The following is a 14,908-nucleotide window of genomic DNA, read 5'->3' as shown; positions in this document are numbered from 1 at the left end:
ACGCTCTTATGACGCGCGGACGCCGCCGCGCGACCCTTGATGGCGACAACGCGTCGCGGAAAGGCGGCGCGCCGGGCCGATCCAAATCAAATACCACCCGCGCGGATGGCCATAGATTGGCCCCACATGACAATCGCACCACCCATCGCCGTCGATCCCTTCGCACCCCACGCGATGACAGCCTCGGAGACGTTGGCTGCGTCCGAGGTCTCGCCGATCAACGGTCTGTTCGAAACCGACGTCCGACACCGCGCGGCGCAATATGGCCCCAACAGCATCGCCGCGCGCCCGCCTTTGAGCGCATGGCACGTGCTGGCGCATCAGTTCAGGAGCCCGGTGGTTTATCTGCTGGCGGGCGCGGCCGCGCTCGCCTTCGTCTTTCGGGAGTTCGAAGAAGGCCTCGCGATCGTCGCGGTGCTCGCCGTCAATGCGCTGATCGGCCTCTTCACGGAGCTCAAGGCCGCTCGGTCGATCGAAGCCTTGCACGCGCTCGGCGGGCGCATGGCGCGCGTGCGCCGCGACGGCCATACGCGTCTCGTTCCCGCCGAAGAACTGGTGCCCGGCGACATCGTGCTGGTCGATGCCGGCGACGCGATCGCCGCCGATCTGCGTCTGATCGAGGCCTCCAATCTCGCCGCGGACGAGTCGACGCTGACCGGCGAGTCCGTCGCCGTGCACAAGGACATCGCGGCCGTGGCCGCCGATGCACGGCTCGCCGAGCGCAAGTCGATGCTGTTCAAGGGCACGGCGATCACGCGCGGCAGCGGCATCGGCGTGGTGACCGCTATCGGTTCGCATACGGAGCTCGGTCGCATCTCGCGTCTGGTCGCCGACGCGGAGGCCGGAAGTTCGCCGTTGGAGAAGAAGCTCGCGCGCCTGTCGGGGCAGTTGGTCTGGGCCACCATCATCGTCGCCGCGATCATCGTCGGCGTCGGGCTCGTCACGCACGACGATGTTTTTCTCATCATCGAGGCCGGCATCGCGCTCGCCGTCGCCGCCATTCCCGAGGGCCTGCCGATCGTCGCGACGCTCGCGCTCGCGCGCGGCATGTGGCGCATGGCGCGGCAGAACGCGTTGATCGAGCGCTTGTCGGCGGTGGAAACTTTGGGCGCGACGACGGTCATCCTCACCGACAAGACAGGCACCTTGACCGAGAACCGCATGACCCTACGGCGGCTCTGGATCGACTCCGGCGAGATCGACATCACCGATCATGCGCGGAAGCTTGCCAACGACGCGCTGGTGACGCGGCTGCTCACCACCGCCGTGCTGTGCAACGACGCAACGCTCGGCCATACCGCCAAGGATTCGAGCGGCGACCCGATGGAGCTGGCGCTGCTGCGCGCCGGCCGCGCGGCCGGTCTCAACCGTCACGCGCTGCACGCCGCGCATCCGCTAGCGGCGAAGCACGCCTTCGATAGCGCGAACAAGATGATGGCGACGGTGCATACGGACGGCAGCCGTTTCCTCATCGCCGTCAAAGGTGCGCCGGAGGCCGTGCTCGCAGCCTGCACGCGGGCCGCGACGGAGCGCGGCGACGTGCCGATGGACGACGTCATGCGCAAGGCATGGAGCGACCGTGTCGACCATCTCGGCACGCACGGCCTGCGCGTGCTCGCCGGCGCCGGTAAGAGCGCCGCCCGTGCCGACGCCGCGCCATACGAAGAACTGACCTTTCTCGGCCTGCTCGCGCTCGAAGACCCCGCGCGCGCGGACGTGCCGCAGGCAATCGACGACTGCCGGCGCGCCGGGATCCGCGTCGTGATGGTCACCGGCGACCATGCCGTCACCGCCCGCAGCATCGGCCGCGCGGTCGGACTGCCGAGCACCAAAGTGGTCGAAGGCCGTCACGTGCAAACGCTGATCAAAGGCGGGCACGCCGATCTCGCCGCCGCCGGCATCTTCGCGCGCGTGAACCCGGCCGAGAAGCTCGCGCTCGTCCGCGCCTATCAGGAGGCCGGCGATGTCGTCGCCATGACCGGCGACGGCGTCAATGACGCGCCTGCGCTCAAACAGGCCGATATCGGCGTCGCCATGGGACTGCGCGGCACCGACGTCGCGCGCGAAGCCGCCGCCATGGTGCTGCTCGACGACGCCTTCCCCACCATTGTCAAAGCGATCCGCGAGGGCCGCGTCATCTTCGGCAACATCCGCTGCTTCGTCGCGTATCTGCTCTCATGCAATCTGAGCGAAGTGATTGTTGTGGGCCTCGCCATTCTGCTGACGCTGCCGTTGCCGATCCTGCCGCTGCAGATCCTCTACCTCAATCTCGTCACCGACGTCTTTCCCGCTTTCGCATTGGCCATGGGCGAAGGCGAGCGCGACGTCCTGGCGCGGCCGCCGCGCGATCCGAAGGAGCCGATCGTCGGCCGCGCGCAGTGGATCGTTATCGCGCTGCAAAGCATCGCACTCAGCGCCGGAACGTTCGGCGCGCTCGTGCTGGCGAACGCATGGCTGGCGCTGCCAAGTCGCGAGACCGTGACGGTGACGTTCCTGACGCTCGCCTTCGCACAGCTTTGGCATGTGTTCGACATGCGACATGCGCGCGCCGCGCCGTTCAACAACGAGGTGACGCGCAATCCGTGGGTATGGGCGGCGCTCGCTTTGTGTGCGCTGCTGCTGGCCGTGCCGCCTTATGTCGCGCCGATGGCGCAGGTACTGCATCTCGCGCCATTGACACCGGCGATGTGGTCCGTCGTCGTTGCGATGAGCCTGTTGCCGATGCTGGTTGTACAATGCGCGGCCTACGTGCTCACGATGGTCGGCATCATGAACCGCTGCTGAACGCCTGCTTCAGAGAAGCCTGTTAAGCCACTGTGCGCGCAAAAAAAGTTTCTCGCTCTTGCCATAATCCGGCTGTCATTGCTCACGACCTTTCATGCGTCACGTATGCCGGACGTGGCACCGCAATCGATACGCGGGAACAGAGGATCGCAACGAACGTTGTGTTTCGCCGACCGGCACGGTTCAGCGCACTGCTGGATGATTGACAGAACGTCCGTTCGCCACGCCCCTCGGAGCATCTCCTCATATGAAGACCAACTCGTTTCTCTTGGCCAGCACCGCCGTTTTGGTGATGTCGGCCGCCTCCCCGCAGGCGTTCGCCGCGCACGCGGAGGACGCGCCGATTCTCTTGGCGCAGGCCGTGGCGCCGCCGCCGGCCGAAGAGAAGAAGCCGGAGCAGCCGCCGGCCGTGCGCGGCCCGCAGCATGCGCCGCCCAGGCAGCAGCCGGCCCCGCCGCCACAGCAGCCCAAGCCACCGGCGCCGCCGCAGCATCAGGCTCCGCCGCCGCCGCACCAACCGGCGCCGCCACCCGCGGCCGCACCGAAGCCGCCGGCACCGCCGCAACAGCCGCAACATCAAGCGCCGCCGCCGCCGCCCGCCCCGAGCGCGCCGCCGCCGTCACGTCCTCAAGCCGCGCCGCCATCGCCGCCGCCGGGCGCGCCAGCGCGTCAGGAGCGTCGTGAAGACAGACGCGAAGAGCGCCGCGACGACCGTCGCGATCAACGGCCGGAGCAAAGGCAGGAGCAACGGCAAGAGCGTCCGCAAACGCCGCCGCCGCATGCGGCTCCAACACCGCCACCGGCCGCGGCACCCGCTGCGCCCAAGCCGCAAGCACAACCACAGCCTGCTCCGCAGCCGCAAGCACAGCCGCAACCGGCACCGCAGCCGAACTTCCGCGGACCGGCGCCGAACGGTCAGCCTCCGGGCCAGCAGCCACCCGCGCCGCAACCGAACTTCCGCGGGCCGCCGCCGAACGGCCAGCCGCCGCAACAGCAGCGTGGCGCCGCACCGCCGCCGCCCCCGGCGGCCGCCATCGTGCCGTCGACGCAGCCGCGCGACGCGCGCGAGTTCATCCGCCGCGACAATCAGGGGCCGGCGCCGACGATGGATCAGGTGCGCCGCGAGCGTCACGAGACCCAGCAGAACGGCAACACCTTCATTCGCGAAGGTGACCGGGTCATCGTGCGGCAAGGCGATCGCACCTACATCCGCCACAACGAAGAGAACCGCTTCGCCATCGGCGCACGTGACGTGCGCGTCGACCGGCGTGGCAATCAGACCTTCACGATCGTGCAGCGGTCGAACAACAACACGATCATCAACATCACCGATGCCGACGGGCGGCTGGTGCGGCGCGTGCGCCGTTATCCGGACGGGCGTCAGGTCGTGATCATCGACAACAGCTTTGCCCGTCCGGCTTACTTCGTCGATCCGCCGCCGCCGGTGATCCGCATCCCGCGCGACCGCTACATCGTCGATGCCTGGGACGCGCAACCCGACGTGATCTACGGCGCGTTCATGGCGCCGCCGGTCGAACGCATCGAGCAGCGCTATACGCTCGATGAAGTGCGCTTCAGCGAACCGCTGCGGGCGCGCATGCCGCGCGTCGATCTCGACATCAATTTCGACAGCGGCTCCTGGCAGCTCACGCCGGATCAGATCGACAAGCTCAACGTCATCGCCGATGGTCTCAATCGGGCGATCTCGCGCAATCCGCGTGAGGTGTTCCTGATCGAAGGCCACACCGATGCGACCGGCAACGACGAGGACAATCTGTCGCTGTCCGACCGGCGCGCGGAAGCGGTGGCGGTCGCGCTCACCGAGCAGTTCCAGGTGCCGGCGGAGAACCTCGTCACGCAAGGCTACGGCGAACAGTATCTGAAGGACCCGACCGATGGTCCCTCGCGCACCAACCGGCGCGTCGCGATCCGCCGCATCACGCCGCTGATCGATCAGCAGGCGAGCGCACCGCCGCCGCCACCGCGCCGCTGATCGTTGCGGTCAAGATCGACGAAAGGCCCGGCGCACCCGCCGGGCCTTTTGCTTTTCAATTGCGCGGCTGAAGCCCCTTCAGGATGACGTCGATGAACGCTGCGAGCTCGCGCATGCCGTCCGCCACCCGCGCCGGCTCGCGCATGAGCCAAAGCCGCACCGCCATCTGAAACGACGAGAACACAACCATGCCGACGACTTCGGCGTTCGCGATCTCGCCGTTGCGCTCAGATGTAATGCAAGCCCATCGCGAGAACCGGCGCGAACAGCACGTTGAACAACCCGACCAGCACCATCACCAGGCCGGCGATGGAGCCCTCCTCCCGGCCCATCTCGTGCGCCTTGGCGGTGCCGGCACCGTGCGCGCTCACGCCGAGCAGCACGCCGCGCGCCATAGCCGAGCGGACGGGAAAGCGGGCCAGCATGACTTCGCCGATCACCGCGCCGAGAATGCCGGTGATGACGACGAACACCGCCGTCAGATCGGGCACGCCGCCGATCTCGCCCGACACCGCCATCGCGAACGGCGTGCTGATCGAGCGGGGCAAAAGGCTGAGGCGCAGGGCGTCATTGAGGCCGAGTACCGAGGCGAGCGCCCAGGCCGTCGCCATCGACGTGATGCTGCCTGCCACCATCGCGAAAGCCAGCACCGGCCAATAGCGGCGGATCAGTGCGCGCTGCTCGTAGATCGGCACGGCGAAGGCGACCGTCGCGGGACCGAGCAAGGCGACGATCCAATGCGTGCCGCGGATATAGTCGTGGTAACTCGTATGCAGGGCCAGTGCCGCGACGATCAGCATGATCGGCGCCAGCGCCAGCGGCATCAGCCACCAGCGGCGCCAGCGCCGATAGGCGAGCTTGGCGACAAGATAAACGGCGATGGTCGCCGCCGACCAGAAGACCGCCGCGAGCAGCGGATCATTCAATATCGGGGCCAGATACGGCATGGCGTAATGTCCAACGGGAGCAGAGATCCACGGTCAGCCCGGTCACGGCCATGACCGCGATGGTGCCGCCGACGATCACGGCCAGCACTTTCAAGCCCAGAAGGCCGAGCAGTTCGCCGTGGTCGAGCAGCGCCAGAACGGCGGGCACGAAGAACAGCATCATCTCGGCGAGAAACCATTCGGCGCCGCGGCGCATGCTGAACACGCTCAGACGCCGCGTCGTCAGCAGCACCAGCACCACCAGCATGCCGACAACGCCGCCCGGTACCGGCAGGCCGGTCAACCGTACGGCCGCCTCGCCGAGCAGCCAGAACCCGAAAAGGATCCCCACCTGGGCCAGCCACCGGCGATGAATAAAGTGTCGCACCTGGGTGCTGATCGATCGCGCGGTCATGAGAAGCTTCCTTTCACGACTCAAAATGTATGCTGCACTGCGGCATGCGCAAAATGAATTGATAGACTAATCTCTATTCTGATATGGAATAGCGATGGATCTCAGGACCCTGCGGGCTTTCGTCGAGGTGGTGCGCCAGGGCGGCTTCTCGCCGGCGGCCAAGACCCTGTTTGCGACACAGTCGACGGTGAGCAAGGCGGTCAAGCAGATCGAGGACGAGATCGGCGTGCCGCTGCTCGACCGGGTCGGCCACCGCAGCACGTTGACCGCGGCCGGCGACATCGTTTTTCAGCGCGCCTTGCGCATGCTGGCCGAACGCGACGACCTCCTCGCCGAGCTCGACGAGCTGCGCGGCCTCAAGCGCGGCACGCTCCGGCTCGGCCTGCCGCCCGTCGGCAGCAGCACCTTGTTCGCGCCACTGTTCGCGACCTACCGCAATCTATATCCCGGCATCGACATCCGCCTGGTCGAGTACGGCAGCTCCCGCCTCGAGGAGGTGCTGCTGTCGGGCGAGATCGAGCTCGCCGCGTCGCTGCTGCCGGTGTCGGACGGCTTCGAATGGCAGGAGGTCAAGCGCGAACCGCTGGTCGCGCTGTTGCCGGTCAACCACGAACTGGCGCGCCGCAAGTCCATCGGCCTGCCGGCGCTGCAGCATCTGCCGTTCATCCTGTTCGAAGCCGGCTTCGCGCTCAACCGCGTCATCCTCGACGCCTGCCGCCGCCACGGCTTCGAACCGACCGTCGTCGCGCGCAGCAGCCAGATCGACTTCGTCGTCGAGCTTGCCGCCGCCGGGCTCGGCATCGCCTTCCTGCCGCGCATGATCGCCGCTCAACGCAAACATCCCACGGTGCGGCACGTTTTGCTCGACGAGCCGGATACCGACTGGCACATCGCCATGATCTGGCGGCGCGGCGGTTATCTGTCTCATGCCGGCAGGGCCTGGCTCGATCTCGTGCGCGGCACCGGCGGCAAGACGTAGCCGTCAGCGCCGACATTTGCTTGCGCGCGAATATGCATTAGCGTGCGCGTCTCTCATGACGTCCTCCCGCGAAAAGCTCGGCATCACCCTCGGTTTCCTCGGCGTCTGCCTGTTCGCGGGCACGCTGCCGGGAACGCGCCTGGCGGTCGCCTATCTCGATCCGTTCTTTCTGACGGCGGTGCGCTGGTGCATTGCCGGCCTCGCCGGGCTCATCGTGCTGCTCGTCATGCGCTGCCGCGTGCCGCCGCGCGCCATGTGGGGCCCGCTGGCGATCACGGCATTCTGCACCATCGTCGCCTTTCCCATTCTGATGGCGCTGGCGATGGCCAACGTACCGGCGGCACATGGCGGCGTGGTGCTCGGCATCCTGCCGCTCGCGACCGTCGCCGCCGCGACCGTCGTCACCCATGAACGGCCGAGCATCGGCTTCTGGCTCGCGAGCGTCGCCGGCGCGGCGATTGTCATCTTCTTCGTCGCGACGCACAGCGACGCCGGCACGGTCTCGATCGGCGATCTCTATCTGCTCGGCACCGTGATCTCCGGCGGCTTCGGCTACTCCCTGTCCGGGCGGTTGAGCATGACCATGCGCGGCTGGGAGGTCATCTCCTGGCAGGTCGCGGCGTTCCTGCCGGTGGCGCTGATCGTGACCATTCTGTTGTGGCCCTCGCCCTTCCCGGCCGTGCCGTGGCAGGGTTGGGCCGGCCTCGCTTACGTCAGCCTCGTCAGTCAGTACGGCGCGTTCTTCGTCTTCAATGCCGGCATGGCGATGGGCGGCGTTGCCCGCGTCGGGCAGCTGACGCTGCTGCAACCCTTCATCATCGTCGCCCTCGCTGCGCCGGTGAACGGCGAGCCGATCCAGGTCACGACGCTCGCTTACGCCGCTGCCGTGGTCGGCACCGTGATCATTGGTCAGCGGATGCGGGTGACGCGACGGATATAACAAGAGTGCGCGGGCCGAACCCGCGCGCTCGCAAGACGGGCGCCAATGTGTGCCCGCTTACTTCTTATATGCGGCGATCACCGCTTCGCCGCCAGCGCCCGCCTTCTTCAGCCAATCGGCGGTCAACTGCTCGCCGATCTTCTTGAGGCCGGCCTGCAGCTGCGGGCTCGGCGCCTGCACCTTCATGCCCTTGGCCTTGAGCTGATCGAGATACCAGCCGCTCTTGTCTTCCCACATCTTCCAGCCGCGCGTTTCGGCGGCGGCGGCGGCCTTGAGCAGCGCGTCCTGCGTCGGCTTGTCGAGCGCGTCGAAGGCTGCCTTGTTGACGAAGGTCATGTTCTTCGGGATCCAGGCCTGCGTGTCGTAGAAGTGGTCGACCGACTCCCACGCCTTGCTGTCGTAGCCGGTGGCGGCGGAGGTCATGAAGGCATTGACGACGCCCGTCGCCAACGCCTGCGCGAGTTCGGCCGCCTGGACCGTCACCGACTGCGCGCCGACGAGTTCGCCGATGCGCGCGGTGCCGACATTATAAGCGCGCCATTTGAGGCCCTTCATATCCTCGACGGAGTTGAGGTCCTTCTTGGCGTAGATGCCCTGCGGCGCCCACGGCACGGCGAACAGCAGCATCATGCCCTGCGAGGCGAGCTTCTTCTCGACCGCCGACCTGGACGCCGCCCATAGCTTCTTGGACTCGGCAAAGCTCGTGGCAAGGAACGGCACCACGTCGACGCCGTAGATCGGATCTTCGTTCTCGTGCAGCGACATCAGCACTTCGCCGATCTGCACCTGACCCGTCTGCACGGCGCGCTTGATATCGGGCGCCTTGAACAGCGATGCGTTGGCATGAACCGTGATCTGCAACTTGTCGCCGGTCGCGGCGGCGACGTCCTTGGCGAACAAAGCGAGGTTCTCGCTGTGCGGATTGTCGGCCGGGTAAGCGGCCGGCAAATTCCATTTGGTCTGCGCGGCGGCCGGTTGCGCGGCCGATACGAGGGCCGCCGCGGCGGCCACGAGCAAAGCGCGGGACAAAGTAATCATGTGTCGCCTCTCGGGTTATGAACGCTACGAATGCAATTCTTTCGGCAAGCTTACGCAGGAGCCGATGCGGCCTCAACTGGGCGGGAACGCCAGTTGCGGCAGCAGCAGGACGATCTGCGGAAATTCCGTAATGATGAAGACGGCGGCGAGCAGCAGAATGAAGAACGGAAAGGCCGCTTTCGCCACCGTCAGCGTGTCGCGGCCGCTCATGTTCTGCAGCACGAACAGATTGAAACCGACCGGCGGCGTGATCTGCGCCATCTCGACGTGGATAACGAGGTAAACGCCGAACCAGATGAGGTCGAGCCCGGCTTGCTGCACCATCGGCAGCACCACGACGGCGGTGAGCACGATCATCGAAATGCCGTCGATGAGACAGCCGAGGATGATGTACATGATCGACAGATACAACGCGAGCATGCTCGGCGTCAGATGCTGGCCCTTCACCCACTCCGCCAACGCCGCGGGAATGCCGGTATAGGCCATCGCCGCGGTGGTGTAGGCGGCGCCGGCGAGGATGAACATGATCATGCAGGTGAGGCGCGTGGCGCTCATCACGCTTTCGAAGAACGTCTTGCGGTTCAGCGTGCCGCTCCACCATGCGAGCAGCAGCGCGCCGGCAACGCCCCAGGCCGCGCACTCGGTCGCGGTGGCAAAGCCGAACACCAGCGCCAGGAAAACGGCGAGGATCAGCAGCAGGCACGGAATTAGCTTGGTCGACTCGGCGAGCTTCCGCCTGAAGGACATCGGCGGGTCGCGCGGCGGAATCTTGCTCGGATTGAGCATCGACCACAGGATGATGTAGCCGGAATAAAGCGCCATCACCAAAAGGCCCGGCAGGAAGCCGCCGAGAAAAACCTGCAGCACCGACACGTTGGCCGTCACCGCATAGACCACCATCGGAATCGACGGCGGGATGAGCAGGCCGAGCGTGCCGGAGCCGGCGAGCGAACCGAGACTGATGCCCGGGTCGTAACCGCGCTTCTCGAGCTCCGGCAGCGCGATCTTGCCGATGGTGGCGCAGGTCGCCGCCGACGAGCCGGACACGGCGGCGAAGATGCCGCAGCCGACGACGTTCACATGCACGAGCCGGCCGGGCAGCCATTGCAGCCACGGCGACAGCCCGCGGAACATCTCCTCCGATAACCGCGTGCGAAAGAGAATCTCGCCCATCCAGATGAACAAAGGCAGCGCCGCCAGAGTCCAGGATGCGCTCGCGCTCCACACCGTCGTCGCCAGCACCGAGCCGATCGGCACCGAGGTGGTGAGCCACATGGCGATGAAGCCGATGAGCCCCAGCGTCACCGCGATCCACACGCCGCTGCCGAGGATCAGGATCAGCGCGCCGAGCAGGATCAGCGCAAGATTGACGAGGCCGATATCGTGCATCAGCCGGCCCCACCCGAAGCGACGCGCTCCACGAACTCATCGGGCGAGGACGGCGGTTCCTTCTCGTAAGTCGGCTTGTTGCCCCTGAGCACGTCGACCATTTCGTCGACGAGCGCGATCGCGAGGATCAAGAGTCCGCTGGCGTAGCCGATCTGGGGGATCCACAGCGGCACGGACAGGACACCCTGCGCCATATCGTTGAAGCGCCAGGAGTCGTAGGTCATCGTCACCGCGTGCCACGTGAAATAGAGCGTGAAGGCCGTGGCGATGGTGAGCGCGAGCACTTCCAGCGCCCAGCGCTTCCTGCCCGTGAACTGCTCGACGACGAGACCGACGCGGATGATCTCGCCCTTCTTGAAGGTGTGCGCCAGGCCGAGGAACGCCATCGCCGCCATGCACCACGACGCGAAATCGTCGCCGGCCGGAATATTGAAGCCGAATTGCCGCCCCACCGACATGAACATCATGATCCCGAAAATCAGGATCAGGAACGCCCCGGCGGCGTAGCCGGAGAACAGGTAAAGGCGGTCGAGAAACACACGCATCATGAGGGCCCCAAGGGCATGATGGCCGTGGATGCTGTCCGCAGGCAAGGCCTTTGCACAGGCGGCAGGCTGTGACTTTCGGATAGGCGCACAAAGGCTTGTCTAATGGGTGCGCACGCGGACATAGTGCAGGCCCTTTTCTTGCCTCAAGGTACCGTACGTAATGCCTGCAAAGACCGCGCCAGCACATTGGGACTTTTGGATCGACCGCGGCGGCACCTTCACCGACGTGGTCGGGCGGCGGCCCGACGGCTCGCTGGTCGCGCATAAGTTGCTCAGCGAAAACCCCGAAGCCTATGCCGACGCCGCCGTGCAAGGCATCCGCGACCTGCTGGGGCTGAAAGCGGGCGAGCCGATCCCGCCCGGCCGCGTCAACGCCGTCAAAATGGGCACGACCGTCGCGACCAACGCGCTCCTTGAGCGCAAGGGCGATCGCGTGCTGCTCATCACCACCAAGGGGTTCCGCGACGCGCTCAAGATCGGCTATCAGGCGCGGCCGAAAATCTTCGCCAAAAACATCATCAAGCCGGACATGCTCTATGAGCGCGTCGCCGAGGTCGAGCAGCGCGTACGCGCCGACGGCACTGTGGAGCAGGCGCTCGATCTCGACGGCGCGCGGCAGGCGCTCGAAGCCGCCAAGGCCGACGGCATCGACGCGGTCGCCATCGTCTTCATGCACGCCTACCGTTTCCCCGCGCATGAGAAGCAGGTGGCCGATCTCGCGCGTGCGATGGGCTTTGCCCAGGTGTCGGTCAGCCACGAAGTCTCGCCGCTGATCAAGCTGGTCGGCCGTGGTGACACCACTGTCGTGGATGCATATCTGTCGCCGATCCTGCGCCGCTATGTGGCGCGCGTGACCGGCGCGCTCGACACCGACAAATCCGGCGCGCGACTGATGTTCATGATGTCGTCCGGCGGACTCACCGCTGCCGATCTGTTCCAGGGCAAGGACGCGATCCTCTCCGGACCGGCCGGCGGCGTGGTGTCGATGGCCGAGACCGGCAAGCAGGCCGGCTTCGACCGCCTGATCGGCTTCGACATGGGCGGCACCTCGACCGACGTGTCACATTTCGACGGCGAATACGAACGCACCTTCGAGACCGAGGTCGCCGGCGTGCGCATGCGCGCGCCGATGATGCTGATCCACACGGTCGCGGCCGGCGGCGGCTCGATCCTGCATTACGACGGCGCGCGCTTCCGCGTCGGTCCTGACTCGGCCGGCGCCAATCCCGGCCCGACCTGCTATCGCCGCGGCGGCCCGCTCGCCGTCACCGACGCCAATGTCATGCTCGGCAAGCTGATGCCGGCGTTCTTCCCGAAGATCTTCGGCCCGCATCAGGACGAACCGCTCGACGGCGATGCCGTGAAGGCCGCCTTCGATGCCCTCGCCAAGGAGGTCGGCGACAAGTCGCCGGAAGAAATCGCCGACGGCTTCATCAAGATCGCGGTCGAGAACATGGCCAACGCGATCAAGAAGATCTCGGTGCAGCGCGGCTACGACGTCACGCGCTACGCGCTCAACTGCTTCGGCGGCGCCGGCGGCCAGCACGCCTGCTTAGTTGCCGATGCACTCGGCATGACCAAGGTGCTGATCCATCCGTTCTCGTCGCTGCTGTCGGCTTACGGCATGGGCCTCGCCGATATCCGCGCGACGCGCGAGCAGGCGATCGAGCTGCCCTATGGCGCGAAGGCGCTCACCGCACTCGAGCGCACCGCCAAACGTCTCGGCAAGGACGTGGTCACCGAAGTCGCCGGCCAGGGCGTGCCCAAGGCCAAGATCAAATTGATCGTGCGCGCGCATATCCGTTACGCCGGCACGGACACGGCGCTCACGGTGAGCGCCGGCGCCCTGCCCGCCATGCAGCGCGCCTTCGAGAAGGCGCACAAGGCGCGCTTCGGCTTCATCGACCGCAACAAGGACCTGGTGATCGAAGCCGTCTCGGTGGAAGCCGTCGGCGGCGGCGCCAAGTTCAACGAGAAGGCCGTGCGGCGCTCGTCCGCGCCGCTGCCGAAGCCGGCGCAGAAGACCAGGTTCTTCTCGCAGGGCGAATGGCACAAGGCCAACGTCTATACCCGCGACCAGCTCAAGCCCGGCGCCAAAGTGAAGGGCGCGGCCATCATCATCGAGCCGCACCAGACCATCGTGGTCGAGCCCGGCTGGCAGGCCGAGCTCACCGCCAAGAACCACCTCGTGCTCGCGCGCATCAAGAAGCTCAAGCGCACCGCCGCCATCGGCACGCATGCCGATCCGGTGATGCTCGAGGTGTTCAACAACCTGTTCATGTCGATCGCCGAGCAGATGGGCGTGTCGCTGCAGAACACTGCCTACTCGGTGAACATCAAGGAGCGGCTCGACTTCTCCTGCGCGGTGTTCGCCGCCGACGGCACGCTCGTCGCCAACGCGCCGCACATGCCGGTGCATCTCGGCTCGATGGACCGCGCGGTCGAAACCATCATCCGCGAGAACAAGGGCAGGATCGCGCCCGGCGACGTCTACGCCATCAACGCGCCGTACAACGGCGGCACGCATCTCCCGGACATCACCGTCTGCACGCCGGTGTTCGACGACAAGAAGAAGAACATCCTGTTCTGGGTCGCCTCGCGCGGCCATCACGCCGACGTCGGCGGCATCTCGCCCGGCTCGATGTCGCCGAACGCGACCAATATCGAGCAGGAAGGCGTGCTGTTCGACAACTTCAAGCTGGTCGACCGCGGCAAGTTCCGGGAGAAGGAGCTCGTCGCCGCGCTGCTCGGCGCCAAATATCCGGCGCGCAACCCGGTGCAGAACGTCAACGACGTCAAGGCGCAGATCGCCGCCAACGAGAAGGGCGTGGCCGAGCTGCGCAAGATGGTGACGCTGTTCACGCTGCCGGTGGTCAAGGCCTACATGCAGCACGTGCAGGACAACGCCGCCGAAAGCGTGCGGCGCGTGATCGACCGGCTGCACGACGCCGAATACAGCTATGAGATGGACCAGGGCAGCGTGATCAAGGTGAAGATCACGGTCGACAAGAAGAAGCGCGAGGCGACCGTCGACTTCACCGGCACGTCGGACCAGCAGCCGACCAACTTCAACGCGCCCGAGCCGGTGACGCGCGCCGCCGTGCTGTACGTCTTCCGCGTCATGGTCGACGACGACATCCCGATGAACGCCGGATGCCTGCGGCCGATCAACATCGTCATCCCCCAGAAGTCGATGCTGAAGCCGGAATATCCGGCCGCCGTCGTCGCCGGCAATGTCGAGGTGTCGCAGGCGGTGACCAACTGTCTGTTCCTCGCGCTCGACGCCCTCGCCGCCGCGCAAGGCACGATGAACAACCTCAACTTCGGCAACGCCAAGTATCAGTACTACGAGACGATCTGCTCCGGCTCGCCGGCGGGTCCCGGCTTCAACGGCACCGACGCCGTGCACACGCACATGACCAACACGCGCCTGACCGATCCGGAGATTCTGGAATTCCGCTATCCGGTGGTGCTGGAGGACTTCCACATCCGCACGGGATCCGGCGGCAAAGGCAAATGGCACGCCGGCGACGGCATCCGCCGCACCATCCGCTTCCTGGAGAAGATGGACTGCACCATCCTGTCCGGCCATCGCCGCATACGCCCGCCGGGGCTCGATGGCGGCGAAGCCGGCGAGGTCGGCGAGAACTGGGTGCGCCGCAAGGATGGCACCATGGAGAAGCTGAAGGGCAGCGACGAAACGGTGATCGACGCCGGCGAAGCGGTGATCATCCAAACACCGACGGCCGGCGGCTATGGCAAGGCGTGAGTAACAACGTCATGGCCGGGGCATAGCGCTTCAACGGCGGACGCGAGCGCCGGATCGCGGGCCGCTCGCGTCATCTGTTCATGTCGCACGCTCTACGCCGCTACCGACGACGGTATTATCGGTAGCG

General features: G+C 66.4%; 11 protein-coding genes. 5 read left to right on the top strand and 6 right to left on the bottom strand.

Features of this window, described 5'->3' with window-relative positions; genetic code table 11:
* The first annotated feature begins 126 nt into the window (after positions 1 to 126).
* Entirely contained in the window at positions 127 to 2,784 is a 2,658-nt protein-coding gene (locus DW352_RS25160) for a cation-translocating P-type ATPase (protein WP_245434247.1), read from the top strand.
* Positions 2,785 to 3,031: 247 nt separating this feature from the next.
* Positions 3,032 to 4,777: an OmpA family protein gene (locus tag DW352_RS27535; protein WP_115693902.1), complete on the top strand. Its 1,746-nt coding sequence runs from the start codon at positions 3,032 to 3,034 to the stop codon at positions 4,775 to 4,777.
* A 55-nt stretch (positions 4,778 to 4,832) separates the two neighbouring features.
* On the opposite strand, the gene DW352_RS27530 is transcribed toward DW352_RS27535, so the two are convergent.
* Genes DW352_RS27530 through DW352_RS25145 form a run of 3 tightly spaced genes read right to left on the bottom strand, consistent with a single transcriptional unit; the run spans position 4,833 to position 6,118 of the window.
* Positions 4,833 to 4,967 (bottom strand): hypothetical protein, encoded by a 135-nt coding sequence (locus DW352_RS27530; protein WP_281011355.1) that lies wholly within the window; start codon positions 4,965 to 4,967, stop codon positions 4,833 to 4,835.
* 37 nt (positions 4,968 to 5,004) lie between these two features.
* Positions 5,005 to 5,724: an LrgB family protein gene (locus tag DW352_RS25150; RefSeq protein ID WP_115693901.1), complete on the bottom strand. Its 720-nt coding sequence runs from the start codon at positions 5,722 to 5,724 to the stop codon at positions 5,005 to 5,007.
* Positions 5,696 to 6,118 (bottom strand): CidA/LrgA family protein, encoded by a 423-nt coding sequence (locus tag DW352_RS25145; RefSeq protein ID WP_115694601.1) that lies wholly within the window; start codon positions 6,116 to 6,118, stop codon positions 5,696 to 5,698. Before DW352_RS25145 ends, DW352_RS25150 begins: the two co-directional genes overlap by 29 nt.
* Before the next feature lie 94 nt (positions 6,119 to 6,212).
* Between DW352_RS25145 and DW352_RS25140 the strand changes: the two genes are divergently transcribed.
* Positions 6,213 to 7,097 carry a LysR family transcriptional regulator gene (locus DW352_RS25140; protein ID WP_115693900.1) on the top strand — a complete coding sequence of 295 codons (885 nt, stop codon included), beginning with the start codon at positions 6,213 to 6,215 and terminating at the stop codon, positions 7,095 to 7,097.
* 55 nt (positions 7,098 to 7,152) lie between these two features.
* Positions 7,153 to 8,037 carry a DMT family transporter gene (locus DW352_RS25135; RefSeq protein WP_162827193.1) on the top strand — a complete coding sequence of 295 codons (885 nt, stop codon included), beginning with the start codon at positions 7,153 to 7,155 and terminating at the stop codon, positions 8,035 to 8,037.
* Between the two features lie 57 nt (positions 8,038 to 8,094).
* Here DW352_RS25135 and DW352_RS25130 read toward each other — a convergent pair whose 3' ends face one another.
* The 3 genes from DW352_RS25130 to DW352_RS25120 all read right to left on the bottom strand — a co-directional run bounded on the left by DW352_RS25130 (position 8,095) and on the right by DW352_RS25120 (position 11,009).
* Positions 8,095 to 9,075 (bottom strand): TRAP transporter substrate-binding protein, encoded by a 981-nt coding sequence (locus DW352_RS25130; protein ID WP_115693898.1) that lies wholly within the window; start codon positions 9,073 to 9,075, stop codon positions 8,095 to 8,097.
* Between the two features lie 72 nt (positions 9,076 to 9,147).
* Positions 9,148 to 10,464, bottom strand: a complete 1,317-nt coding sequence (locus DW352_RS25125; RefSeq protein WP_115693897.1) for a TRAP transporter large permease — start codon at positions 10,462 to 10,464, stop codon at positions 9,148 to 9,150.
* Positions 10,464 to 11,009 carry a TRAP transporter small permease gene (locus DW352_RS25120; RefSeq protein WP_115694600.1) on the bottom strand — a complete coding sequence of 182 codons (546 nt, stop codon included), beginning with the start codon at positions 11,007 to 11,009 and terminating at the stop codon, positions 10,464 to 10,466. Before DW352_RS25120 ends, DW352_RS25125 begins: the two co-directional genes overlap by 1 nt.
* A gap of 163 nt (positions 11,010 to 11,172) precedes the next feature.
* Between DW352_RS25120 and DW352_RS25115 the strand changes: the two genes are divergently transcribed.
* Complete coding sequence (locus DW352_RS25115) at positions 11,173 to 14,781, top strand: hydantoinase B/oxoprolinase family protein (RefSeq protein WP_115693896.1); 3,609 nt, start codon at positions 11,173 to 11,175, stop codon at positions 14,779 to 14,781.
* Positions 14,782 to 14,908: the final 127 nt, after the last annotated feature.

It is taken from the genome of Pseudolabrys taiwanensis (genome assembly GCF_003367395.1).
Lineage (GTDB): Bacteria > Pseudomonadota > Alphaproteobacteria > Rhizobiales > Xanthobacteraceae > Pseudolabrys > Pseudolabrys taiwanensis.
This window is presented reverse-complemented; position numbering and strand designations above follow the sequence as displayed.

What these genes read in the sequence shown, in the direction of transcription:
- DW352_RS25115 (WP_115693896.1), top strand. Translation starts at nt 11,173, where the DNA reads ATGCCTGCAAAGACCGCGCCAGCACATTGGGACTTTTGGATCGACCGC.
- DW352_RS25130 (WP_115693898.1), bottom strand. Translation starts at nt 9,075, where the DNA reads ATGATTACTTTGTCCCGCGCTTTGCTCGTGGCCGCCGCGGCGGCCCTC.
- DW352_RS27535 (WP_115693902.1), top strand. Translation starts at nt 3,032, where the DNA reads ATGAAGACCAACTCGTTTCTCTTGGCCAGCACCGCCGTTTTGGTGATG.
- DW352_RS25120 (WP_115694600.1), bottom strand. Translation starts at nt 11,009, where the DNA reads ATGCGTGTGTTTCTCGACCGCCTTTACCTGTTCTCCGGCTACGCCGCC.
- DW352_RS27530 (WP_281011355.1), bottom strand. Translation starts at nt 4,967, where the DNA reads ATGGTTGTGTTCTCGTCGTTTCAGATGGCGGTGCGGCTTTGGCTCATG.
- DW352_RS25150 (WP_115693901.1), bottom strand. Translation starts at nt 5,724, where the DNA reads ATGCCGTATCTGGCCCCGATATTGAATGATCCGCTGCTCGCGGCGGTC.
- DW352_RS25125 (WP_115693897.1), bottom strand. Translation starts at nt 10,464, where the DNA reads ATGCACGATATCGGCCTCGTCAATCTTGCGCTGATCCTGCTCGGCGCG.
- DW352_RS25160 (WP_245434247.1), top strand. Translation starts at nt 127, where the DNA reads ATGACAATCGCACCACCCATCGCCGTCGATCCCTTCGCACCCCACGCG.
- DW352_RS25140 (WP_115693900.1), top strand. Translation starts at nt 6,213, where the DNA reads ATGGATCTCAGGACCCTGCGGGCTTTCGTCGAGGTGGTGCGCCAGGGC.
- DW352_RS25135 (WP_162827193.1), top strand. Translation starts at nt 7,153, where the DNA reads ATGACGTCCTCCCGCGAAAAGCTCGGCATCACCCTCGGTTTCCTCGGC.
- DW352_RS25145 (WP_115694601.1), bottom strand. Translation starts at nt 6,118, where the DNA reads ATGACCGCGCGATCGATCAGCACCCAGGTGCGACACTTTATTCATCGC.